The organism is Dyadobacter koreensis (assembly GCF_900108855.1).
Taxonomy (GTDB): Bacteria; Bacteroidota; Bacteroidia; order Cytophagales; family Spirosomataceae; genus Dyadobacter; species Dyadobacter koreensis.
The window spans coordinates 358,042-382,207 of record NZ_FNXY01000001.1 but is presented as its reverse complement, the minus strand read 5'-3'; the positions used below and the strand labels follow the sequence as shown (position 1 = coordinate 382,207).

Here is a 24,166-nt window from a genome sequence, read left to right as displayed (position 1 = left end):
CAAGTCGAAAACGCTCTTTGCTAAAGAAAAAAGTCAAAAAATTGTCAGCATTGTCTCACAATCAAGGTTTTCATGGCCTCTTTTCCATTTAGTGGAAATTCCGGCATTCATAGGTACGCAGTATCCACTTGAAATATAATTAATCAATTCAAACTTTCATTATTGACTGATTTTGGTCAAATTCGAAAATCCCTCAGTTATCAATTGAACGCTATCTCAAATTTGCTGCTGTTATGGCCTTGGGCAAATCAGGATTTTTAATTTAAAGAGTAAAGTCAACTGTTATCAGCGGGATCTCAACTCGTTCGAACATGCGTCATTGCTTCTGATGAAAGCCAGGCTGCAAAAGGATTGGGAACATCAGATTGCAAAGTCACGTGGCCCGGTGTCCGAACGTATCAATTTGACGTTTCGGAAAACCATTGAGTGTCTTTGATGCGATGATGGAGCAGATCTGCATTTGCACAACGTGAAATCGACTGCCGATAGCAATCCTTATTGATAAACTTCTTGCAGACAACAATGCCGAATCTGGCAGAAACAGTTATTTATGTAATAGATTTCTATTGCAGCTATGACAGAAGTTAACTCAATCGTCTGAAAATCACGGTGGAGCTCAGTGGGTTGTCTGGAATACTACAAGGAAAGTAGTCTCAAAAAAGTATTACACTAATCAATCATAGCATTATGTCAACGAAAATCAATGATCAAAAATCTGTTTTATACTGATATAACTTGACAGTTTTGACTAAAAAACAGTAAAGATCAACAGTTAAGCCGAGCCACGTGCCGTGAACTGCTATCTATATGCTCCTGAGCGGCTGGTGCCGGAGAGTATCCTTTTCAGAAAAGTAGATTTTTAAACCTCTAATCTAGGTGAAATCTTTAAAGATAGCACTGAGATTAAATACAGCCGATTTAAACGATTTTTTTGTAAAATATCAAGTTATAATATAGGGATTTTTCTTTTCACTTGTCTGTAAGATGAAATATTGTCAAACATTTTCGATTTGACAACCGCGTTATGTCTTACTAAAACAACGTTTATGAAAACATCAATCCGAATGATGATCCTGTTGATTGCACTTACAGGAGCCCTGAATTTTGCTACCAACGCGCAAACCTATAACTGGAAGCCGGTACGCATGGGCGGCGGCGGTAATGTTACGAGCTTGAAGGCACATCCAAAAGTACCCAATCTTTATTTTATCACGACCGATGTAGGAACACCTTACCGTTGGAATCACAACGAGCAAAAGTGGGAAGATCTGATGTGGTATGGTAAAATACCAACAACATACTGGAACTGGGAAGTTGCAGCCCGATGCGGAGACCTTGCATTTGATCCGAATGACGTTACGGGAAACATTCTTTACGCTACGATACAGACGGGCAAGGGTTCGAATCCTGGCGGCGGAACCGGGGTGGGCACGATAATGAAGTCGATGGACCGGGGCGCAACCTGGACTGACTGTCAGCTTCCGATTACGGTACTCCCAAACAGCGACCAGACTTTCACAGACCGCCTGGTAGTTGATCCCAATAACAGCAACGTTGTTTATGTAACAACACGCGCGAACGGTACTTACAAAAGTACAGCAGCAGGAGCCGTGGGATCCTGGACGAAAGTGAATACATCCTTGGCTGACGAGGTCTCAGGCAGATTTATCTTCTTTGACAAAAGTGGAGGAACACTTAACGGCGTCACAAAAAATATCTTCTTTGGAAGTCTGAATGGCGTTTATCGCAGCACAGATGCCGGCAATACATTTACATTAATGCCGGGCAGCCCTGTAAGACCACGACGTGCAAGCATCAGTAACGATGGTACTTTTTATGTAACCCAGACACTTCGGGACTGGAATATTAAAGAAGAAGGTACGACAGTAAACAAATGGAATGGAAACAGTTGGATTGATATCACTCCCGCAGCCGGAAAACAATACAGCACCGTTGGAGTCAATCCTCTAAATAGCAATGAGATCATCATAGCAACTTCCGGAACTTGGAACCATGATATGGCTTACAGAAGTACAAACGGCGGAAGCAGCGGAAGCTGGACGCCAATGGTTCCAGCCACACGTGATGTAACAGAGGCACCTCATTCAGGTGGTAATGGAGCAAACGGAAATATCGGACACGATGTAAACGGATTTGTATGGGATCCTTTCAATGAAGGCCAGGTTTGGTTCACGGACATGCTTGACGTTGGGCAGACTACCAATGTATGGGCAAGTCGTGTAACATGGAAACTTCGTAACAACGGTCTGGAAGAAATAGTAGTGGCCGGACCGCTGGTCGCGCCTCCGTCAGGCCCAAATTTTCTGGTGTCAACAACTGGTGATGTAGGCGGTTTTGATCACAAGACACTGGATACACCCCCCGCAAAGGGAGTTTCAAACTTTTTTATCACCAATACCGGCTGTAATACGTCCGGCGGAGCAATTCAGTATTCCGACCCGAATTTCATAGCAAGAGTAGGCAGTGACGGTTGGAACGGATCGGGTATTGGTGGTTATTCTACCGATGGCGGCACATCCTATACCAAATTTGCATCATTGCCAGGAGCCCGCGGACGTATTGCGGTTTCGGCTACAAGCAGAAAAATGGTTTGGGTTACCCAGGGAGGCCTCACCTATCAATCGTCGAACTTGGGAACAACCTGGACGCCTGCGGGTGGAGTACCTAATGCTGTTCTCAAACCTGGCGACATATACCAAATCTGGGCTGGAATGAATCCACTTGCCGCCGACAAGGTAAACGGAAATCTCTTTTACATTTATGCAGCCGGCAAAATTTACGTCAGTACAGATGGTGGCGTAAGTTTCGCACCAACCACTGCCTCCAATCTCCCTAATGTGATAAACGTCGCGCAAATGAATATTGAGACGACACCCGGCATTGAAGGTGACTTGTGGATTTCATTTTCGGGCGATGGAATTTTTCACTCCACAGATGCTGGTAAGACTTTCACGAAAGTAAATCCTGCCGCAATTACAAAAGTGAAATGGATCGCAGTAGGAAAGGCGGATACAACGGCTTCTTCAAACCCAGTGGTTTATGTTAGTTCCGAAAGCACGCCGATAAACGGTGTGACCTATGGAGTTTTCCGTTCAGACGACAATGGATCAACCTGGACCACCATCGCAAACCCTGTTCCGGGTATTGTGAGTAACATGGCCGCCGATTTGCACGGCAGAGTGTATCTTGGGATCGCCGGAAACGGAATCTTCGTGGGTGAACCTTCCGGAGGACCGGTTGTATCTGTTGCATTAGCCCCTGATATGGATTCCGTGACTGTAGGTTTTAGCAAACAACTAAAAGCGACGCTTACTCCTGCCTATCCATCTAACAATGCGGCGAACTGGACTTCTTCGGACAACAACATTGCTACTGTAAACGCAACGGGATTAGTGACCGGTGTCAGTGCCGGTATAGCAATTATTATCGTAACCACACAAGATGGAGGTAAAACTGCCCAGAGCAGCATAAAAGTTACACCTGCTATTCATGTGACAAGCGTATTGCTGGACTCAGCCATCGCGATTGGTTTAAATACAAGCAGAAATCTGACGGCGACCGTTCTACCTGCCACTGCGCTTAACAAAAATGTGAGCTGGGCTTCGTCCGATACTACCGTTGCCAGGATCAATTCCAGCGGACTTGTGACAGGATTAAAACTAGGCACTACCACCATAACCGTTACCACGCAGGACGAAGCCAAAACGGCAACAGGTATATTGACGGTTGGAACTACGGTAGTTGCAAACAACTGCGGCGGACCAACCATCGGTAATTTTGTAGCCGACAATCCACAATCCGTGAATATGTGGACCTCAACTGTTACTAATTCAATAGATATCAGCGGCGTTTTAAGGCCGGCGCCGGCGGATGCGTACAAAACGCAGCGTAACAGCGGAGCACTGATGACCTACCGTTACGAGAATCTGATTCCCAACTCTAAGTATGTAGTACGCCTGCATTTTGCTGAGCTATCAACCGTCATCACGGCAGGAAAAAGGAAATTTAACGTAACAGTAAACACGGTTGCCGATACGCTGCTTAAAAACTTTGATATTTTAACACAGGCTGGCGGTAGATATAAAGGGATTGTGCGTGAGTTTGAAGTAAAATCCACAGCACAGGGACAGATTGCACTGGTTTTCAGACCCATTGCAAACCTGAATTATCCCGCAATCAATGCAATAGAAATTGGGCTGAATCCGCTCGTTTCTGTTGCTGTAAATCCTTCCACTACTTCTGTGGGTGTAGGAGACACAACAAGACTTGCCGCCACTGTTTTACCCGTAAACGCCACCAATCAAAGAGTAACGTGGACTTCATCAAATACATCCATAGTAAGTGTTGATGCAAGCGGACTATTACGCGGTGTATCACCAGGTACAGCCATAATTACAGCTACTACTGACGAAGGCCGTAAAACTGCTTCTTCCACAGTAACAGCTTCGAATAGCATAGTAACTGGCGTGACGATTCCTGCAACCGCTTCGGTTGGTGTGAATAATTCCATAACGCTTACTGCGGCCATTCAACCGGCAAATGCCAGCAATAAAACACTGATCTGGTCCACGTCTGATGCTGGAATTATAGCAGTGAATCAAAGTGGTGTATTAACAGGCGTTTCACCAGGCAATGCGACCGTTACAGTGACCACACAGGATGGCGCGAAAACCGCAAGTTGTGCAGTTACTGCTTCGAATGTGTTGCTAACATCGGTCGTACTAAACAAATCGGCCGCCACAGTAGGCGTGGGCGATACTACATCGATCAAAGCCACTGTTGCTCCCACAATTGCAAGCGACAAAACAGTACTGTGGAGTTCATCAGATCCATCTGTTGCTACGGTAACAAGTAGTGGAATTGTGACCGCGATGGCTGTCGGCACGGCCAATATCAATGCGATTGCACAAGATGCAAGTGGTATTTCGGCAAGTTCCTCCATCACGGTAGTTGCTGCTGGTTTGTGTGGTATACTTACCAACAACGGCTTTGAAAGCGGCTTTGTAAACTGGATAAGAAATCCGAATGCTTCGGCTGCGAAAATTGTTACTTCTGCACAGAGTGAACTTAAAAGTGCTGTGATTACTGCTGATCAGGGAGCCATTAATTATGGTAAAACAATCAACGTAACAGCGGGTTCGGAAATTAATTTTGAGGTTTGGGCCAAAGTTGAGGGAACACCAAATCCTTCCAATGCCTCGCAGTTAATATTGCCTTGGTGGGCTGGAATTGGATTGGATTTCTATGACGCTCAGGGAGTAAAAATAGAAAGTGCAAAATTAGAGTTACAAGTTCATCCTTCTATCCCAGCTGCTAATGCGACAGTATATTCCAAATATGCAGGAACCCGGACCGTACCGGCAAACGCTGTCAGGATTGGCATCTGGGCATCAAAAGCCGGTCCGTCCGGTCAGTTTGTACTGGATGATTTCTGTCTGAGAATTTCTGCTCCCGCACTGTCGGAACAAACGATTTCTTTGGACAGCATCATTTCAAAAACCTTTGGTGATGCTGATTTTGATCCGAATGGCCTGGCTACTTCGGGTTTGCCGGTGAGTTACGCGAGTTCGGATACCTCGGTGGCCAGTATCGTAAATGGAAAAGTACATATCCTCGCACCGGGAACAACTGAAATTACTGCTGCTCAAAATGGCAACGCAACTTACAGTCCTGCTCGCTCATTGAGTTGTAAATTGGTGGTTTCATCTGGTTTGAAGGTGCTTTATAAGGACGGGGACAATAATCAGACGGATAATAATAATATCAAACCCTACCTGAGCATTGCCAACGAAAGTACGGTTGCAATTCCTTACAGTGAACTTACAGCGCGCTACTGGATTACGGCTGAAAATTATGCAGGTATAAATAAATGGATCGATTATGCCGAGCTGGGAAATAGCAAAGTCTCACTAAAGTATGTCGAACTTGAAAAACCGCGCCAGGGTGCTTTGGGTTATTTGGAATACCAGTTCAATGCATTAGCGGGTAATTTGAATGCGGGAGCAAATTCAGGAGAAATCCAGTCGCGTTTTGCCAATAGCAACTGGGAAAATCTCTTAGAAACCGATGATTATTCATTTAAAAATAGTTCTTCCTACGCTGTAAATGACCGTATCACGCTCTACCGCAATGATAAACTCTGGTGGGGTACTGAGCCTGACACTGCTGTTGCGAAGTTGGATCTTGCCGTTTACTCGGAAAATAAGAATAGCAATACTGCGTCAACCTCGTTGAGCACCTGGCTAAAAATTGAAAACAAAGGAAACGTGCCGGTGGATTATGCCGACCTGTCAGTGCGTTACTGGTTCACCGTCGACGGCGCAGCAGAACTCAATTACTGGATAGACTTTGCCAAACTGGCTGCGGGCAACATTTCCGGGCAGTTTACAACAGGTCAGCAGAAAACGAATGCCGATACTTATTTTGAACTGAAAGTAGAGCCTTCTGTTGGAAAGCTCTACCCGCTGAGCAGCACAGGCAATATTCAGTACCGCATTGGAAAGACGGATTGGTCTGCGTTTGATGAAACCAATGACTTTTCATTTAAAACGGCCGGTTCATTTACTGAAAATAACAAGATCACGGTTTACTACAAAGGTCAGCTTGTTTATGGCCAGCCTCCTGCCGCGCAGACAAACGCCAGATTTGGTCTGCCAGACAGTGAAGCAGCTTATGATAAGCTGAATGTTGCGGTACTGGGAAATCCGGTTATTGGTGATAAGGCAAATATTAGGATCAGCGGAGCCAATAATTCTTCTGTCAATATTTTGGTAGCGGATCTGAACGGACGTGTCCTGTTTGAGAAACAGGTTGAAAAAACACAAAAAATCGAGCAGCATGCTTTGCCTCTTGGCAAAAGTGCAGGTATTTATTTGATTAAGGTTAGTACGCTCAAAGAATCAGTTTCGCTGAAAGTTGTTAAACCTTAAAGGTTTATATTTTCATTTTCGCAATTAACTAATGTCCGGTTCTACAAAAGTAGATCCGGACTTTTTTATTAACTGTGAAAGTGAGATCGGGCTGCTAGTTTTAAATAATTGAATTATTTGCTGAAAAAAAAATATTATTTATAGTATGGGGATGGTGTAGGTTGCCTTGTCTATTGGATTGAACTTGTAAATCCGTCTACGGTTAATTAAATGGTATGGCAATTAATTCTATAAAAAATTCTGGGCCTCAGTCAGCCGCAAGACAGACCACCGATCTGACTGTGCCGGAGAGCGAACCTGTAATGCTCCACGATGAATATCTGATCCGTGAAATGTTCAGCCAAAATCCTCAAAAGGGCTGTGAGCTTCTATTTCGAAGATATTATACCAATTTGTGCAATCATGCTATCCGTTTTGTTCATTCAGACGAAATAGCGGAAGATATTGTTTCCGAAGTCTTTGCTGCCTTCTGGCAGGGCCGCACTTTTGAAGTGATAACATCTTCCTATCGCGCCTATCTGTACAAAGCTGTTAGAAACCGGTCCTATAATTATTTGAAATGGGATATGAACCGGACCTCCCCACTTGATGCTGTCATTACCCCTTTTGCAGCCCAGGCTCCAAATCCATGTGATGCTTTGCTATACACCGAGCTGCACCAGCAGGTAGAGCGAATTGTGCAGGAAATGCCGCCGCAATGCCGAAGAGCCTATCTGCTGAAACGTGTGGAAGGCAAAACCCTGGAAGAAATCGCCAGTGAGCTTCAAATTACACCTAAATCCGTTGAGGCGCTGATCACACGTGCGATCGCAAGGCTTCGCAACGGACTAAAAGACAGCTGGTTTATATACCTGGCACTGCTGCTTTCAATAAAAGTATAAAACCGTTATGGGGTTGGCAGCACCATACTTGTCTGTTCTTTACAATGCCCTTGATAACATTCATTCCCTGCCTAAAAAAAGATTTTGCGGTTGCTCTGAAATTATCCAAATAGTCCTGACCGGACTGGAAAAGCTAAAATCCATAAGATGAAAGAATCACTCTCAAAAGATGTCCTGTTCGATTTTTTTGACGGAAGGACTACATTCATTCAGCGCAAGCTCGTCGAGGACTGGCTTGCTGACCCGCAGAATGAAGAACTGTATTATCATTATCTGGATGAATGGGAAACCCGTCATCCGCAATTTTCGCCAAAGACTGAAACCGCCCTGTCTTCCTACATTTCCTTAATTAATAATGAGCAGGTTGAAAAGGAAGCTTCCGTGCCACAGCCGGATAAAATGAATACCCGTTTTATCAAAACAGTATGGCTTTGGAGCACAGTAGCGGCTTGTTTACTATGCGTTTTTGGTTTTGTTTTCAGAAAAGAGATTTTATATAAATCACTCATTTCAGAAAATGGCCGTACGGCCTCTTATCAGCTTTCTGACGGAACAAGGGTGGTGCTTAATGCCAATTCGATTTTACGGGTACCCAGACTGGGCTTTGGCTCAGCCAACCGTGAAGTGATCCTGGAAGGTGAAGCCGAATTTAAGGTTGTCCATACAAAAAGTGACAGCCGTTTCATCGTGAGAATGGATAAAGATTATCTGATTGAAGTGCTGGGGACCGAATTTGTAGCTTTTTCGCGCGAGCGGGCAACCAAGGTTTTTTTAACAAAAGGGAAAGTAAAACTAAGTCTTCCGAAAGGAAAGCAGCTTTACCTGAAACCGGGCAATCTGTTTTCCTCGGAAAAAGACGGGAAATGCACACTAACCTCGCCCACGGTTCCAGCTCAGTTTGTGGCCTTCAAGCACAACATGTTCTATTTTGACAATACGCTGCTTTCGGAAGCTGTCGAGCAAATGAATGACCGCTTCAAGGTGAATGTACGTATCCTGGATCCCGTTCTTGGTAAGCGCCGAATCGGCGGCGTATACAAGGCGCGTCAGGCTGATGATCTGTTGGCCATCTTATCTGAGCTGCTTCATCTGGAAGTAATCAGGCATAATGAGTTTATAGAATTGAGAACATCCGTAACCAATTTAAATCATGAGTAGCAGATTTTTACAAAAAACCCGTATCGTGCTGACCATGTTATCTGTTCAGCAGCTTTGCACGGCGCAGAGTATTTCATTTGCAAGTCAGCAGATACCCACCCGGATACAACATACAGAAAGCTATCGCAGCGCCAAAAACCTGAAAGACTTATTGATAGATCTTGGCAGGCAACACCAGGTCAGTATATTGTTCGAAGAGGAAACGGTAAAAAATATTCTGATCACAGGTGCCGATTATCACCAGGATGGCAGTAAGCTTGAAAAACAGCTGACCGATCTGCTTAAACCTTTCAATCTACGCTTTAAGAAAGCGGGTAGAGAAGCTTACGTAATCGTGTCACGCTCGGAAAAAAAATCCGTTGAATCTGCAGTTTCTACGATTGAAAGTGCGAACCTTGCATTGGTTCCATCTTCTGAAACTTTTAACAAACCCGAATTATCAGCTTTAAAAAATACGAAATCAATTCTACAGGAGGTTACTCTCAGAGGTAAAGTAACGGATGAAAAAGGAGACGGATTACCCGGTGTAAGTGTGGTGATCAAGGGTTCGCAGCGCGGGGTAACGACGGATATATCCGGAAAATATGAAATAGCCACCACGAGTCCACAGGATGTTATTCTAATTTTTTCATTTGTCGGTTATCTGCCAAAGGAAGAAATTGTCGGCAATCGTTCGTCTATTGATGTTTCGTTAATAGTAGATACAAAAGCACTGGAAGAAGTAGTCGTCATTGGATACGGAACGGCTAAAAAGAAGGATTTGACTGGCGCAGTATCCGTAGTGGGACGTAAAGAATTTGGTGATGTATCTGCCACCTCTGCACAGCAGCTTTTACAGGGCAAAATTGCAGGTGTTCAAATCGTAAATACGGGCGGACTACCGGGCTCTAACGCAAAAATCATCATTCGCGGTGTGGGTTCACTGACAAACTCAGATCCATTATACGTAATCGACGGAATTCAGGGTGGTGATATAAATTCAGTCAGCCCATACGACATTCAGGACATTACTGTTTTGAAAGACGCTGCTTCAGTAGCCATTTACGGCGCATCAGCGGCCAATGGAGTAGTATTGATTACAACAAAAAAAGGCAAAGCAGGCACGCCGAAGGTGACTTACAATGGATATGTTGGCGTGGCGCAGGCCTGGAAAAAACTTGATATGCTCGATGCAGCGCAGTATGTTCAGCTTGTGAAAGACATTGACGCAACGCAAGGCAACAAGGTCCCTGATAAACTAAACACGCCCGATGTGCTGGTAACCAGAACAGACTGGCAAAAAGAAATTTTTCGCAACGGAAAGATTACTGAGCATCATTTAAATGTTACCGGTGGCAGCGATAAGGCAACTTACAATTTCTCAGCCGGATACACCAATCAGGAAGGAATTATGAAAGATTACGGCTACCAGCGGATCAATTTACGCACGCAGCTTGAAGAGCAGATCGGACGGAAAGTCAGGCTTGGACAGACCATCAATTTCAAATATAACCGGACGACAGGAAATGTGGCCAGTTTTGTGGAAGCGCTCCGTATGCCGCCTTATGCTCCAACCATGGACCCAACCAATCTGGGTGGATACAGCAGGGTAACAACCATTTTAGATCAAAATGATGCACTCAATCCTTTGCCAGGAATTTATTTGACAGAAAAACTTGCAAGAGGCGTGTCCAGCCTGTTTCAGCTTTGGGGAGAAGTAGATATTTTCCAGGGACTCAAATTCAGGTCTCAGGCCAACATAGGCATCTCCAACAGCAACAGCTATAATTACACTGGTGAGTATCTGAATGGAAACCTTAAGACTGACCGAAAAATTGACGAGAGTTATTCGTTTTCGGTTTCTCCGATCATCGAAAATATTCTGACCTACTCGCGAGCATTCGGCCGCCACGATTTCTCTGTTATGGCTGGTAATACCTTCAATGAAGGCAATAGAAGCCGAAGCGTTAATTTGACCGGATCAGGATTTACAAATGATCTTATCAAGCAAATCGGAGTATCCAAATCCAACAGCATCACAGGGTCCGGATCTGGAATTTATGCTTCTCGGTCTTATTTCGGACGTATCACCTACGCTTTTCATAACCGTTATTTAATCAATGCTTCGATTCGTCAGGATATCAATCCAGCCTTCGGAAAAGCAAACAGGAAGGGGAATTTTCCATCCATGGGTGTGGCCTGGAAGGTTGCGAATGAAACGTTCATGAAAAATATTTCTTTCATTTCGGACCTAAAAATCAGAGGTAGCTGGGGTATTACCGGAAATGCGAACATTGGACTTTTTCTGACCGACCCGACCGTTTACCGCGGTTATGGAAACAACAACATTGTGTATTCTTTTGGAGAAGCCAAAGCTTTTCAGCAGGGCGCTACCGTGACAAGGGTACCGAATCCTTTCCTGAAATGGGAGGAAACAACTCAGACAGATTTTGGACTTGATTTCGGACTGCTACAGAACCGTCTACAGGTGAGTGTGGACTTTTACAAACGTAATAGCAAAGATCTGCTACTGGATGTTAAGCTGCCGGTCTCCACAGGACTTGGAGATGTCTATAACGATGCCAGTATGGTACAAAATGCTGCCAACGCCGTCAATAAAGGTTTTGAGGTGGCACTTTCCTATGCGGGTCAAGTTGGAGATTTCAGCTACAGCATATCGGGCAATTCAGGTTACAACAAAAATAACGTGGTTTCGCTTGGAAATGGCGGTCCCATCGTCAGTGGTAGTACAAATGGCGGGATCAACATAACCAAAACAGATGTTGGCGCAGCGATTGGATCATTCTACGGATTTCAGGTTGAAAAAGTTGTACCCAGCGGTGCTGATGTTGCTAAATACAACGAGCAGGCAATCGCCAAAGGTTTTAAAACTTATCAGGATGGACTCAAAGCTGGTGATATTGTTTACAAAGATTTGAATGGCGACGGGCAAATAACCGATTTGGATCAGGCATTTTTAGGCTCTGCCATTCCGGTATGGACGTATGGCGGCTCTGTGAATTTAGCCTATAAATCGTTGGATCTGTCTATGGGACTGGCTGGCATTGGAGACGTTAAAGTATATAATGCGCTGCGTTACTGGACGGAAGGAACGACCCGCCCATTTAATTCTTCCACAGCAGTTTTAAACGCATGGAAAAAAGACGGCGACGTGACCGATATGCCAAGGTCAGGACAAAATACGCCATCCAATCTGCGCGCCTCGGACCGTTTTCTGGAAAATGGATCTTTCATGCGCCTACGTAACCTGACAGTTGGCTTCTCACTGCCTAAAACGGTTTGGAATTCCGCAGGTGGAAAAGTATTTTCAAGCTTCCGTATTTATGCAACGGCGATGAATCTTCTGACACTGACAAACTATAAAGGTTATGACCCAGAAGTAAGTGCCAGCGTGAACGATGCCAAATCCTTTATTTTTACCAAAGGAGTTGATACAGGGCAATATCCTCAGCCAAGGACTTTTCTTGTTGGTGTTCAGGTTGGGTTTTAAATTATTTCATTCCACTTCATTCTTCTGATAATGAAAAAGCAAATACTTACGCTGACAACACTGGCCTGCTTGGCTATCACTGGCTGCGACAATTCGCTGGACAATGTCAAAAACCAGACGAGCTACAACGATGATACATATTTCACCTCACCGGCAACTATTTCAGAAGCGCTGACAGCGGCCTATGGTTTGATGCTTTACAAGGGGCTTTATTCGAGGGATTTTTACTATCTGATGGATCTGACCGGCAATGAAGCCGAAGCCGATGCGCCGCTTTTAGGAGATGTTTTGCAACTGCATGATTATAGTTACGCGGCCAATCATGCGCAGATTAACGACCTTTGGTCTACGGCCTATAAACTGACGTTCCGGTCAAATCTTGTCATTGATAAAGCTGCCAAAGTGATTCCTGCGTCTGATACTGAGAAAGCTAAACTTACCCAGTATGTTTCCGAAGCCTATTTTCTGAAAGCGTATGCAGAGTTCCTTTTGGTAACACTTTGGGGCCGTGTGCCTATTCGCAAAGACTATGGCGAAAACAGTGAATTTTATCTGTCAAGATCCAGCGTGGAAGACAATTGGAAGCAGGTGGAATCTGACCTTATGAATGCGATCAGCGGCCTGCCAGTTACTTATGGAGCAGGCGATCTGGGCCGGGTGACCAAAGGGGCGGCCGTGGCGCTATTAGGTAAATCATATTTATTTCAGAAAAAATATGCGGAAGCAGCTGCGCAGTTCGAATTGCTGACAAAAGCGCCTTACACCTACGGGCTGGTAGCGAACCTCGACGAGCTTTTTACCAAATCACCAGCAAAAAATACAGAAACCGTCTTTGATATACCGCATAAAGCCTGGGGAGGTTGGGCGGAAGGAAGCCCGTACTATATGTTCGGTTCGCAGGAAGGTTCAGGCAGTGGAAAAAATACATTAACAGGCCGGGCCATGGAGTATGGCTGGAATGACTGGCGGAACGTATTTATCTCGGATGCAGCCGTCAAAGCATTTACTTATACAGATGAAACAGGTAAACAATATGTCGACCCCAGGGCAAAAAATACTTTTTACGGGGATAAATCAAGTGGTGGTGACATCACTTATTGCGACAACTGTCCGGGAGGGGCCAAAGAATATCCTTACTTCGAAAACGGCAATGGTTTCCGGTGGAGAAAATATGAGCCCTACGAATATAAGGAGAAGGGAGAACTTCCTCAATCCGATATCAATTCACAGGTAATCCGCTATGCCGATGTGCTTCTGATGCTGGCCGAAGCGCAGATTAATTCCGGTAAAACAGCGGAAGCGCTGCCACTGATCAACAAGGTGCGTGCACGCTCTGGAGCATTTGCTTATACATCGCTTGGAAGCAAAGATGAGGCGATAAAAAAGATTATGCTTGAACGTCAGCTCGAACTGTCCGGCGAGCAGGTCCGGTGGTTTGATTTAATTCGATGGGGGATTGCAAAACAGACGCTGAATGCGGAAAAGAAAGCGAAATTTCCGGCTTCAACTCAGTCCTTTTTTCAGGATAAACATGTTTTATTTCCCATTCCCCTAACCGAGAAAAACACGAATCCGCTCGTGGCAAATGATATTGTTGACGATTGGAATTAACAGGTTAATACGTTTACTATTCGAACCCGCTGGCGGAAGCTAGTGGGTTTTGTAATTTTAGTTCTATAATTTAAAATCAAATGGTGAAAGATCAATGGACATTCCTATTATGTCAGTCGTCAATATATTTTATCTTACGATCATGCTAATTGTTTACTGGCATTTGGGCAGAATCTTTTTAGAGAGTTCTCTGAATAATCCAAAGATCTGTTACATGCGTAAGTTTTTTAAATCCTGAAATTTGCACATTAGCAGGCTTGAATAATTAGGTTTAAAAAGTAGCGTCAGTATAAATATTAGCTTTTTTTTGTGAAACTAACTTTTAATTCAAGTCAATAAAGTTTGACAGAGCTATCTGCCGTCCTTAGGCATATAGGTGAAATCAGAAGTATTCAAAAACAGTCGTAGCTATGACAATAATTGTCGAAAGGCATCCACTTGAATGATATCTTCATATATGTTTTCCGAAAATGGAATTTTGGACAGGCACACGTATCAGAACCATATACTTTGCAAGGCACTTAAATTGAGCGCCATCGTCTCATGGCCCTTAATCAGGCAACTCTGTTTCCTTCTGATCTTTTCCAGGTCGGCGATTGGATCATTCTCCATTGCTACAATATTGGGTTTACAAAATCAGTTGCTCTTAGAAGACTTAGCGAAAAAAAAGCGGAACTTCTGTTGACTTATCACGAAAGTTCCGCTTTATACCGGGGATAGGAATTGAACCCGTACAAGCGTTTCGGCTCACAGAATTCTAAGTCTTCAAGTCCAGAGTATGCAATAATGAAAGTAAACCTATTATTATTAATACCCTGACAAACGTCAGATAAAAATAACTCATTTTATCTCCGGAAAAAGCTTCAATAATGGTGTTAGTTGTTCTATTTTGCTCTCATTAGTTGCACTATACTAGTTAAGTCGTTTTTTTGACGGTTTGGCTCTTTTTTTATTTCTAACTCACTTTTTATTGGTAGATAAGGAGTAACACAGCATTCACTCAGGGAGAGTTCGATGTCTCCGTCAAAAACGATATTTTCGGGAAATATCGAACTTATTATTCGTCGTTTTTCTTCCATTGTTCCTTTTTCAAAAACAAATCCAAGATCCTTTTAGGGCAGTTTGAAGTAGGTGGTCAACTTCTTCAAAATATCCACTCGGCAGCAGAATTCAATTATTCAGTATGAATAATGAACCTGTAAACATCCATTTTTTTTGTGTCCTAATATTGTTTGAGGGAAAGGCAAGTGCGTACGATGATTGTCTATTTCAGAGATATGGGGCAGGCATTTCGGAGCATATACCTTTACAAATTCGATTAAATATTGCTTACTGCTTTGAGTAGCTTGTATAATGAGACGGTCGTTCTAGGTTCTCACTAAAATTCCAGTATTATCTGTTTCTGCTCCTATATTTTTAGTGCCTGTTAATCCAGTTCGTACCTTTTGCTAAAAAGGGGTAATAATTTTTCGCTGATCTTCCCAAAATCGGTCGTCCTGCATAGTCGGTACAAAAAAACATTACATAACCAGAACCATACGGTAACCAGATTCGTTAAGACATCAATGAATGCGCATGTATTCAATAAAATTTAATAGGATATCATGGATAGTAAATCACTTGTTAAACTGGCCAAATCTCTCAGCGACCCTACAAGGCTAGCATTATTACAGGAAATAGCAAAGGGTACCAATAAAGGGTGTGCTGATTTATTTGAATTTGTACCGATTAGTCAACCTTCTATGTCCCAGCATTTGAAGGCATTATCGGAGGCCGGTCTGGTAGAATCCCGCAAGGAGGGGCGTAACATGAAAGTTGCTATTATTGAAGAGAAAGTGAAAGAACTGGAGGACTTTTTGCGTTCTTTACGTTAGCTCAAACCGTGTTTTCCTAAAAGCCACCAGAGAGACATTTTTTGCTTATTTGTATTAACGATTGCTTATGTGTTTAACTGTTTGTTTTAGGTCATATCAGTGATCAATAATTATCACTAACAGATTGCAATCATCACAAATTTTTTATCCAAATATATCAACTTATAATGATCTACTAATGTTTCATTTCTTTCCTGTCTTTATGCATTTCACCCGGCGTCGCCAAGGCCTTGGCCTTAAAAGCTACCGTGCTGGCCATATACTATTAAAATAGGATCCTTTTTGAGCTTTTGCCTGCTTCTTGGCATTGCTATCCGCTTTACAGACAGGATCCCTTAAAATACAATTACGGCACTACAAGCCGAAATTAAATTTATACTACTTTTAATTCAAATTCAAATGGAAAATAATCAATATCCGACGGTCCTTGTTTTGGGCGCTAGCGGAACGATCGGTAGTCAGGTTGTAAAAGATCTTGAAGGCAAAGCTGTTAACCTGCGGATCACCTCACGCAAACAGCAGGAAGTAGAGCAGCTTACCCGTGAAGGAAAAAACTGCAAATACCTGGATCTTGATGACCCGAAGACATTCGCGCTTGCCCTTGCCGGTGTTGACCGGGTCTTTCTGCTAACCGGATACACGGTTGCCATGCTCACACAGAGTAAAACATTGGTGGATGCTGCAAAGAAGGCAGGCGTTAGCCATATCGTGCATGTGGGTGTTTTCGCTGAGTGGGACACCACCGATGCGCATTTTGCCTGGCACCAGATGATCGAAAAGTATATTGAAGCCAGCGGTATTGCCTGGACACACCTTCATCCGAATATGTTTATGGAGGCCATTACAGGTGCTTACCTGCCAAAGAACTTAACCTACACTACTTACTGGGAAGATCGAAGGGTAGGTTATATTGCTTCAAGTGATATAGCTGCGGTTGCCGCAAAGGTTCTTGTGGACGGCCCCCAGCGGCACGCCGGTAAAGATTATTGGTTGAGTGTAGAGAGCCATAACGGAAAAGAAATCGCCCAGCTTATCAGTGAGGTAACCGGACTTGATATCAAATGCGAAGAAAAAGGCCTTGAAGAATTTAAGCAACTGATTGGAGCATGGATAGCTAATGGTGCGGACAGTTGGTATGCAAGTGCAAACATCGAATTTGTCAGCCAAATGCTGGATGGAAGAATGTCTTACATGTCGATGGTTCAAAATGATATTCCCTATATCCTCGGTAGACCCGCAAAAACAGTCCGGGAGTATTTAATGGAGCATAAAGATGTGCTAATAAGCTCGGCTAATCAAAAAGCATAAATATACATTAGTGCTCACAGGTCAGCCATTGCTGCCTGTGAGCACTAATGTCATCTGGTTTGGTGAATTGGCTACTTTTTTCCCATCTCATGTAAACGGTTACCAGCTAGAATTTCTTCGTATGAAGGCCAGGAATCCATTTTCCTCAGGTTGTCCATGATGAAGTCGCGGATTGCAGGGGCTTTTCCTTTTTCAGCGTCAGCAAGTGCCTGTTTTAATTCGGCTTCACCTAATTCAGTACAATATGCGGGCGTGCCGGGCTGCTGTCTCCATGATTCGGCCAGACTTCCGCCATCAACGGTATCAAAACCTGTAATATCAACTAGTTGAGTAACTATCTTTTTATGTTCCTGGTTATCACCCGCTATTGAAATTGCTACCCTTTCTTCCGCACCGGCCGGTTTGCCTTTGTATTTTAAGGTGCCTTCCAGCATATTATTGAACACCTTTACAAGCGGACGATTTAATATCCCGGAAATATATTCACTCTCAGATATTTGCTCTAATTCGTTAATTTCGCCATCCCTGAACGGGTAATAGTTTGAAGTATCCATTACCACCACATCCTGAGGCACTTCTTTTAATAAGTCTTTTGGCAGGTCTTTGTAAGCATTGAAGGGCATTGAGAAGATGATGGCATCCACGTCTTTGACCACATCCTGTATGGTGGCTGCTGCCACTCCCAGACCGGCAGCTATTTTTTCCAGTTCAGGCATTGCCCTGGTATTGGTTACTTTTACATGGTGGCCTGCCTGAGAAAATTTCTCTGCTAAAAGACTGCCTATGGCACCTGTTCCTACAATTCCTATTTTCATGTTTTCTTATTTTTGTTACTAATTATTATTTCAAACCCTTGGGTCAATTCCCTATTGCTGCGGTGCCCGAATCTAAATCGATGAGCATTTTTCTATTGCTGCCCTCTTTGATTTTATACTATATATTATTGATGAAAAGTCACACTGCTGGTAATGGGATCCCGTCCTAATTTGAACGAGTTACCTGGCGCATCCGGGTCGGCATAACCGAAGGATATTCCAAATAGCATTTTAAGCTCGCCTGGCACATTCAGTATTTCCCTGATGACTCCTGCGAAAAAGCCCAGCGATGTCTGCGGGATACCGGCAAGTCCGTGCGCTGTAAGAGATAAAAGAAATGTCTGACCATACATGCCTATATCGCCGCCCACACGCACATTGTCGCCAAATGAGGGCATAAAGGGAATAGCAAGATGTGGGGCATTGAAGAACTTGTAATTCAGATCTGAAACTTCTCTGCGGCCTTCTTTGTTATCCCGTTCAACGCCAAATCCTTCATACATGGCCTTACCCAGGTTGAAGTGACGCTGCTGGTAACGGCCGTGATAATCACCCAGATCAAAGCTGAAATCGGGCGAAAACCTTTCTGCATTGTTCTCTCTTAGGAACGCTTCTGAGAGTTCTTTGAGTTTGTTTCCCGAAACGATATGCGTTTCCCAGGGCTGGGTATTGCAGTTGGATGGTGCCAATTTTGCATCTTCTAATACGGAAGTAATCATCTGATCAGGCACTGGTGTTTCTAAAAAACCACGACAGGATCTTCTGAAACGAAGTACCTGTGAAAAAGTAAGGTGGGTACTATTTTCAAGATTCGGGATGTCAAATGCTGATTTTTCCATAAAATTATAAGTAATGTAGCAGCTCACTAATTGCCGGGAAGCCTTTGGCTCTTCTATTTTTTAGCAGTTTGCACGCTACCTGGTTGGTGTAAAGTGAATAGTTTAGTCTTTGCAGGCAGCCTTTTGGTTCTGCTTACCTGCTGATTCTGCATGGGAACCCTATATTTTTCTGAATGCCGGCCTGGGAAGTTCCAAATTGCCCCTAAGCGTATCAGACTCGTACTCGGTCCGGAATACTCCCCGCTGCTGCAGAATAGGTACAACCAGTTCAATAAAATCCTGCAATCCATGGGGATGGTCCTGACGCAGGATCAGCATGTCCATAGCGCCTGTTTCATACCACTCCTGCACCTGATCGGCAACTTTGTCAGCTGAACCAAAAAACAATGGGCGGGGCAGGCTGTTGTAGGGAATCAATTGCAAGAGTTCCCTGTATTTTTCCCGGGCTTCCTGTTCGGTACTGCCAACGATTGGGTTTTGCGAGATCGCTACAATAAAATCCTGCGGTCTTCTTCCTTTCTGGACTAATTGACGCCTTAGTTCACTGGCAATTGCCGCTGCTTCTTCAACAGTATTGCCATGGGTAAACACACCGTCCGTGTAGCTTGTGGCGTGATCAATGAACTTTTGCGACATCCCGGCTGTGTAGAGCACTGGCCGCCCCTGAACAGAACGGCTCAGGTTTAGTGGTCCTTCCACCGAAAAATATTTCCCCCGGTAATTCACCTTATGCATTTTGCGGGGATTTAAAAAAACGCCGCTTTCTTTATCGCGGATAAAAGCATCATCTTCATAGGTGTCCCAAAGTCCGAGCACGATTTCCATGAATTCTTTATTCATGGGATATTGGTCTGCCTTACCTAGATGCCCGCGGCTGAAATTGACCATGCCACCCGGGTTTGAAGTAATTGCATTCAAGGATGCACGGCCTTTGCTGATTTTATCCAGCGAAAGGATTTGCCGGGCAACATTGTAGGGATCTGCATAGGAAGTGGAAACGGTAGCCGAAAGCCCTATATTTTTGGTATGCATAGCAAGGGCAGACATAACAGAAACACCTTCGAACATACTCAGGTAATGCGGAATATTTCCGGGGCCTACATGGCTTACGTCTACCAGAAATAGTGTATCAAATTTTGCTGACTCTGCGAGCTTAGCCTGCTGGATATAAAAATCAATATTTTCGCTGGCATCGGCCGGTATATCGGGATGTTGCCAACCCACAAAATTCCAACCGGGACCATCAATATTCGCCGCAAGCTTTAACTGTTTTTTGATTTTCATTACTTACTTTCTGTATTTATTTCCTTCATGATTTCGGCGAATAACCGGGCAGATTTTATCCGGTCGTTTATCTCATACATGGTTGATACTGTTATTAACTCATCCACACCCGTTTCTTCTAGAAATGCCCTTATCTTATCCTTTACGGTTTGTTTGTTTCCCACGAAGGAATACTTAAGCATTTGATTCAGTGTAGGATGTTGGAACATTTCCATTAATTCCCTGCTCATTGCTGTCGGTGGGTGCAGTAAGTCTTTGGCTCCGGTCAATACGCCCCAGAACATTCTGATTAACGAAGTAAATAGTGCCTGGGCCTCTTGGTCCGTATCTGCAACAAAGACATTTATTCCGGCAATGGTATAGGGCTCATGCAAAAACTCAGAGGATTTAAATTCCTGCTTGTAGATCCTTAGCGCGTTTAGCAAATGGGTTGATGCAAAATGGCTGGCAAAAGCATAGGGGAGACCTTTTTCTGCTGCAAGATATGCACTGTCTGTACTCGATCCCAGGATATACAGCGGTACACCCGTGCCTTCTGCAATAGTTGCCCTTACGCTGGCATTCTTATTTTCCGGCAAAAAGTAATTCTGAATTTTGGTCACTTCTCCGGAAAACGAATGGGCGGCTTTCATAAAGTCCGACCGGATGGCTTGAGCAGTTGCCTGGTCCGTACCTGGCGCTCTTCCCAGACCTAAATCAATGCGGCCTGAATATAAATGAGCAAGGGTTCCAAACTGTTCCGCTATAAGAAGAGGCGAGTGATTGGGAAGCATGATGCCACCCGAACCTACCCGGATAGTATCCGTGTTTTCTGCCGCGTAACCTACTAATACGGATGTAGCGCTGCTGGCTACACTATCAGAGTTATGATGCTCGGCAAACCAGATGCGTTTGTAGCCGGTTGCTTCTGCCTCTTTGGCTAGTGCCAAAGAATTATTCAAGGTCTGTTTTATAGTATCCCCTTGCGAGACAATGGCAAGTTCTAAAATAGAATACGCTATGTTATTTTTATCCATAATCCGTTCACTTACCTGTCATGTATGTTTGTTTGTAGCTTTTCGATACGGTTTGTCATGTAACAATCAATTTGGTTGCAATGATTGGAAAGAATGCCACATTTACTTCCGCTTCTCACTGTGACGAGTTGATTGCTACTTTATTAATGTTTGAAAATTTTATGTATGCCTACATTCCTTCTTTCATGCGTAGAGGTCCTGATCGTATATAACCATATAAATATATAAGCAAACGATTATGCATATGGCCAAAATAAATCCCGCTTTCCGTTAATATCAGCGGGGTTGGAGTCTGTTAATTTGATTTCAAGGATTGTATAAAGCTTGTAGGCTCCTGCAACTTTTCGTCGTTTATAGCCAAGTGCATTTTACGTCCTTCTTTATAGGTTTCGATCAAGCCGGATTCCGTAAGAGATTTCAGGTGCTGCGACATCGATGGTTGGCTTATCGGAACAAATTCATACAGATCTGGGCAACCTCTGTTTGTTCCCTTTGCAATTTCTTTCAGCAGCAGCAGACGATGTGGGTCGCTGAGCGACTTTGCCATCCTAGTAAGTGATTTCGTATCCATAATCTACATCATTTGAATACATGCGCATTCATTAATGTATCTACAACTGGTTGTTCACTTTTATCGTTCCCTTAAGTATCAAAATTAAATGTGATTTGGTTGTCGTAAATACTGCATGCCAGATTGTCTTTGCAGTAATTTAGCTCTTAGCTAAGGGAGGTGCCAATTTTCCCAAGGTGCCTTGCAAGCTATCTCCTTGATCACTATTACAAAATGTATCTATGAAACTTTACATCCATTCAATCGGCCGACAAAAGCCCCACTGGTAACAAGATATTGGATTTAGGGAGGGCGAAGTGGTTCGTATTTGGGTTTAGTGGTAAAATCCTGTCCGAACGTTAAGCCGGGAACCGCTACCAACTGTTATAAACAACCTCACAATCTGACAGTAGTGATTTCTAATAGGAAAAAAAGGAAGGTGCAAGTGTAGATTGTTCCTTCCTTTTTTATTTATCCTTTCCATGATTCAATTATTTGAATTTTGTATCTTTGAAAAATGAATAATATAGAAACATTAGAAGATTTTTATACAGAACGTTTCAAGGCTATTCCAAAAATTTTGCAAAATGAAATCGGGCATTTTAATGTGTTTGGTTTTAATGATTTGTTAGGTTGCAGTATAAAACCTATTCCTTACAGTCGCAGAGGTTATTTTAAAATAAGCTTGATACAAGGGGTAAATAAGGTGCATTTTTCGGATAAAACTATTGAAATCAAAAAACAGGCATTGCTTTTTGCAAATCCCCAGGTTCCCTATAATTGGGAACAAATCGGAAATGAGCAAAATGGATTTTCGTGTGTGTTTACAGAGCGTTTTTTTCATCATTTCGGCAATCCGAAAGACTATTCTGTGTTTCAACCCGAGAGTTTACCAATTATTGAATTGACAGACATTCAGGCCAGGAGGGTAAAGAAATTATTTGCCGAAATGTTAACGGAGTGGACATCTGAGCACCCGCACAAATACGACAAAATGCGAATTATGGTTTTTGAGCTTCTGTACAATGCAGAAAAACTGCAACCTATTAAACCTATTTCTCAATTTTATAATAACGCTTCTCAAAAAATTACCACACAATTTTTAGAATTATTAGAGCGTCAGTTTCCTGTTGAAGATGTTGGTCCGTTTCCTTTACGTTCCGCATCAGATTTTGCAGAAAAATTATCCATTCACGTCAATCATTTAAACAAAGCATTACAGGAAGTCTTGCATAAATCAACGTCTGTCATTATCCAGGAACGAATTCTAGTTGAAGCAAAAATCCTTTTGAAACATACGAAAAAAGACGTTTCTGAAATTGCGTTTGCATTAGGATTTAAAGAAAATACACATTTCAATAATTTCTTTAAAAAATATACTGGTATAACACCAAGGCAGTTTCGTGTTGATTGATTTTTGTAATAATGTGATTGTTTTTTGTTAAAACCTACCGTTGTTCTCACCCTAAGTTTGCAACAACAAAATATATGGTACAATGGCAAAAACAATTTTTATTACAGGTGCTTCATCGGGCATAGGAAAATCAACAGCAATTTATTTTGCAAACAAAGGTTGGAAAGTAATTGCAACAATGCGAAACCCACAAACAGTAACAGATTTAGGGGAATACGAAAATATTACGTTGCTTCCGTTAGACGTTACTAATGTTGAACAAATAAAATCAACATATGAAAAGGCTGTTTCACTGGGAAATATTGACGTTGTGTTGAATAATGCAGGTTACGGAACTGTGGGTGCGTTGGAAGGGACGACAGACAAAGAAATTGAACAGGTTGTAAATACCAATCTTTTGGGCGCTATCCGAGTGACAAAGGAGTTTATTCCGCATTTCAGAGAAAACAAAGGAGGTGTATTTATAACAATTTCGTCTATTGGTGGTTTGGTCGCTTATCCTTTCTTTTCGTTGTATCACGCTACAAAATGGGCTGTTGAAGGTTGGACAGAAAGTATGGCGTTTGAATTAAACCGTTTGGGTATTCAAATAAAAACTGTTCAGCCTGGACCAACGAAAACCGATTTCGTAGGACGTTCATTGGTTATTCCTGAGCACCCGGCGTATGACGATTTCTTCGACGGCTTCAAAAAAGTATTTTTCAGCGACGAGGTCATCAATAGTCTTGCTGCTGCGGAAACTGTTTCAGAAGTGATATATGAAGCTGCCACAGACGGAAAAAACCAACTGCGTTACTTGGTTGGCACTGTTGCAAATGGTGATTACAACAAGCGTTTAGAATTGGGTGCAGAAGCATTTCATCAAGACTTGGATAAGACATTTTTCGGATGAAAATTATTTAGGACAAAAAACAAATGAAAAAAGGCTATAAAAAGCCTTTTTTCATTATGAGCATGCTTGTCCATTTATAGAACA

14 protein-coding genes are annotated in these 24,166 nt (G+C 43.1%); 9 read left to right on the top strand and 5 right to left on the bottom strand.

What is annotated here, in order from left to right:
• Positions 1–1,046 precede the first annotated feature (1,046 nt).
• From BMY70_RS01580 to BMY70_RS01545, 7 genes are all read left to right on the top strand, one after another.
• Entirely contained in the window at positions 1,047–6,950 is a 5,904-nt protein-coding gene (locus BMY70_RS01580; protein ID WP_090331234.1) for a cellulose binding domain-containing protein, read from the top strand.
• 215 nt (positions 6,951–7,165) lie between these two features.
• Positions 7,166–7,831, top strand: a complete 666-nt coding sequence (locus tag BMY70_RS01575; protein WP_090331231.1) for an RNA polymerase sigma-70 factor — start codon at positions 7,166–7,168, stop codon at positions 7,829–7,831.
• A gap of 147 nt (positions 7,832–7,978) precedes the next feature.
• Positions 7,979–8,989 (top strand): FecR family protein, encoded by a 1,011-nt coding sequence (locus tag BMY70_RS01570; RefSeq protein WP_090331229.1) that lies wholly within the window; start codon positions 7,979–7,981, stop codon positions 8,987–8,989.
• A complete protein-coding gene (locus tag BMY70_RS01565; protein WP_090331227.1) occupies positions 8,982–12,479 on the top strand; it encodes a SusC/RagA family TonB-linked outer membrane protein in 3,498 nt (1,165 codons plus the stop codon). The genes BMY70_RS01570 and BMY70_RS01565 overlap by 8 nt, the downstream gene beginning before the upstream one ends.
• A 30-nt stretch (positions 12,480–12,509) precedes the next feature.
• Complete coding sequence (locus BMY70_RS01560) at positions 12,510–14,090, top strand: RagB/SusD family nutrient uptake outer membrane protein (protein ID WP_090331225.1); 1,581 nt, start codon at positions 12,510–12,512, stop codon at positions 14,088–14,090.
• 1,604 nt (positions 14,091–15,694) lie between these two features.
• The gene (locus BMY70_RS01550; protein ID WP_090331218.1) at positions 15,695–15,964 is read left to right on the top strand and encodes an ArsR/SmtB family transcription factor; all 270 of its coding nucleotides are present in this window, start codon (positions 15,695–15,697) and stop codon (positions 15,962–15,964) included.
• Positions 15,965–16,363: 399 nt separating this feature from the next.
• Positions 16,364–17,272 (top strand): NmrA family NAD(P)-binding protein, encoded by a 909-nt coding sequence (locus tag BMY70_RS01545; RefSeq protein ID WP_090331215.1) that lies wholly within the window; start codon positions 16,364–16,366, stop codon positions 17,270–17,272.
• A gap of 71 nt (positions 17,273–17,343) precedes the next feature.
• On the opposite strand, the gene BMY70_RS01540 is transcribed toward BMY70_RS01545, so the two are convergent.
• From BMY70_RS01540 to BMY70_RS01520, 5 genes are all read right to left on the bottom strand, one after another.
• Positions 17,344–18,087: an NADPH-dependent F420 reductase gene (locus BMY70_RS01540; RefSeq protein WP_090331212.1), complete on the bottom strand. Its 744-nt coding sequence runs from the start codon at positions 18,085–18,087 to the stop codon at positions 17,344–17,346.
• Positions 18,088–18,212: 125 nt separating this feature from the next.
• Positions 18,213–18,926 (bottom strand): nitroreductase, encoded by a 714-nt coding sequence (locus BMY70_RS01535; protein ID WP_090331209.1) that lies wholly within the window; start codon positions 18,924–18,926, stop codon positions 18,213–18,215.
• Positions 18,927–19,085: 159 nt separating this feature from the next.
• Positions 19,086–20,210 (bottom strand): NtaA/DmoA family FMN-dependent monooxygenase, encoded by a 1,125-nt coding sequence (locus tag BMY70_RS01530; RefSeq protein WP_090331206.1) that lies wholly within the window; start codon positions 20,208–20,210, stop codon positions 19,086–19,088.
• Positions 20,210–21,226, bottom strand: coding sequence for an LLM class flavin-dependent oxidoreductase (locus BMY70_RS01525; RefSeq protein ID WP_090331203.1), 1,017 nt, complete (start codon positions 21,224–21,226; stop codon positions 20,210–20,212). The genes BMY70_RS01530 and BMY70_RS01525 overlap by 1 nt, the downstream gene beginning before the upstream one ends.
• Before the next feature lie 295 nt (positions 21,227–21,521).
• A complete protein-coding gene (locus BMY70_RS01520; RefSeq protein ID WP_090331200.1) occupies positions 21,522–21,797 on the bottom strand; it encodes an ArsR/SmtB family transcription factor in 276 nt (91 codons plus the stop codon).
• Positions 21,798–22,293: 496 nt separating this feature from the next.
• On the opposite strand from BMY70_RS01520, the gene BMY70_RS01515 reads away from it, so the two are divergent.
• Entirely contained in the window at positions 22,294–23,190 is an 897-nt protein-coding gene (locus BMY70_RS01515) for a helix-turn-helix domain-containing protein (RefSeq protein WP_090331197.1), read from the top strand.
• 82 nt (positions 23,191–23,272) lie between these two features.
• A complete protein-coding gene (locus tag BMY70_RS01510) occupies positions 23,273–24,082 on the top strand; it encodes an SDR family oxidoreductase (RefSeq protein WP_090331194.1) in 810 nt (269 codons plus the stop codon).
• The last annotated feature ends 84 nt before the right edge of the window (positions 24,083–24,166 follow it).

What these genes read in the sequence shown, in the direction of transcription:
- BMY70_RS01580 (WP_090331234.1), top strand. Translation starts at nt 1,047, where the DNA reads ATGAAAACATCAATCCGAATGATGATCCTGTTGATTGCACTTACAGGA.
- BMY70_RS01575 (WP_090331231.1), top strand. Translation starts at nt 7,166, where the DNA reads ATGGCAATTAATTCTATAAAAAATTCTGGGCCTCAGTCAGCCGCAAGA.
- BMY70_RS01570 (WP_090331229.1), top strand. Translation starts at nt 7,979, where the DNA reads ATGAAAGAATCACTCTCAAAAGATGTCCTGTTCGATTTTTTTGACGGA.
- BMY70_RS01565 (WP_090331227.1), top strand. Translation starts at nt 8,982, where the DNA reads ATGAGTAGCAGATTTTTACAAAAAACCCGTATCGTGCTGACCATGTTA.
- BMY70_RS01560 (WP_090331225.1), top strand. Translation starts at nt 12,510, where the DNA reads ATGAAAAAGCAAATACTTACGCTGACAACACTGGCCTGCTTGGCTATC.
- BMY70_RS01550 (WP_090331218.1), top strand. Translation starts at nt 15,695, where the DNA reads ATGGATAGTAAATCACTTGTTAAACTGGCCAAATCTCTCAGCGACCCT.
- BMY70_RS01545 (WP_090331215.1), top strand. Translation starts at nt 16,364, where the DNA reads ATGGAAAATAATCAATATCCGACGGTCCTTGTTTTGGGCGCTAGCGGA.
- BMY70_RS01540 (WP_090331212.1), bottom strand. Translation starts at nt 18,087, where the DNA reads ATGAAAATAGGAATTGTAGGAACAGGTGCCATAGGCAGTCTTTTAGCA.
- BMY70_RS01535 (WP_090331209.1), bottom strand. Translation starts at nt 18,926, where the DNA reads ATGGAAAAATCAGCATTTGACATCCCGAATCTTGAAAATAGTACCCAC.
- BMY70_RS01530 (WP_090331206.1), bottom strand. Translation starts at nt 20,210, where the DNA reads ATGAAAATCAAAAAACAGTTAAAGCTTGCGGCGAATATTGATGGTCCC.
- BMY70_RS01525 (WP_090331203.1), bottom strand. Translation starts at nt 21,226, where the DNA reads ATGGATAAAAATAACATAGCGTATTCTATTTTAGAACTTGCCATTGTC.
- BMY70_RS01520 (WP_090331200.1), bottom strand. Translation starts at nt 21,797, where the DNA reads ATGGATACGAAATCACTTACTAGGATGGCAAAGTCGCTCAGCGACCCA.
- BMY70_RS01515 (WP_090331197.1), top strand. Translation starts at nt 22,294, where the DNA reads ATGAATAATATAGAAACATTAGAAGATTTTTATACAGAACGTTTCAAG.
- BMY70_RS01510 (WP_090331194.1), top strand. Translation starts at nt 23,273, where the DNA reads ATGGCAAAAACAATTTTTATTACAGGTGCTTCATCGGGCATAGGAAAA.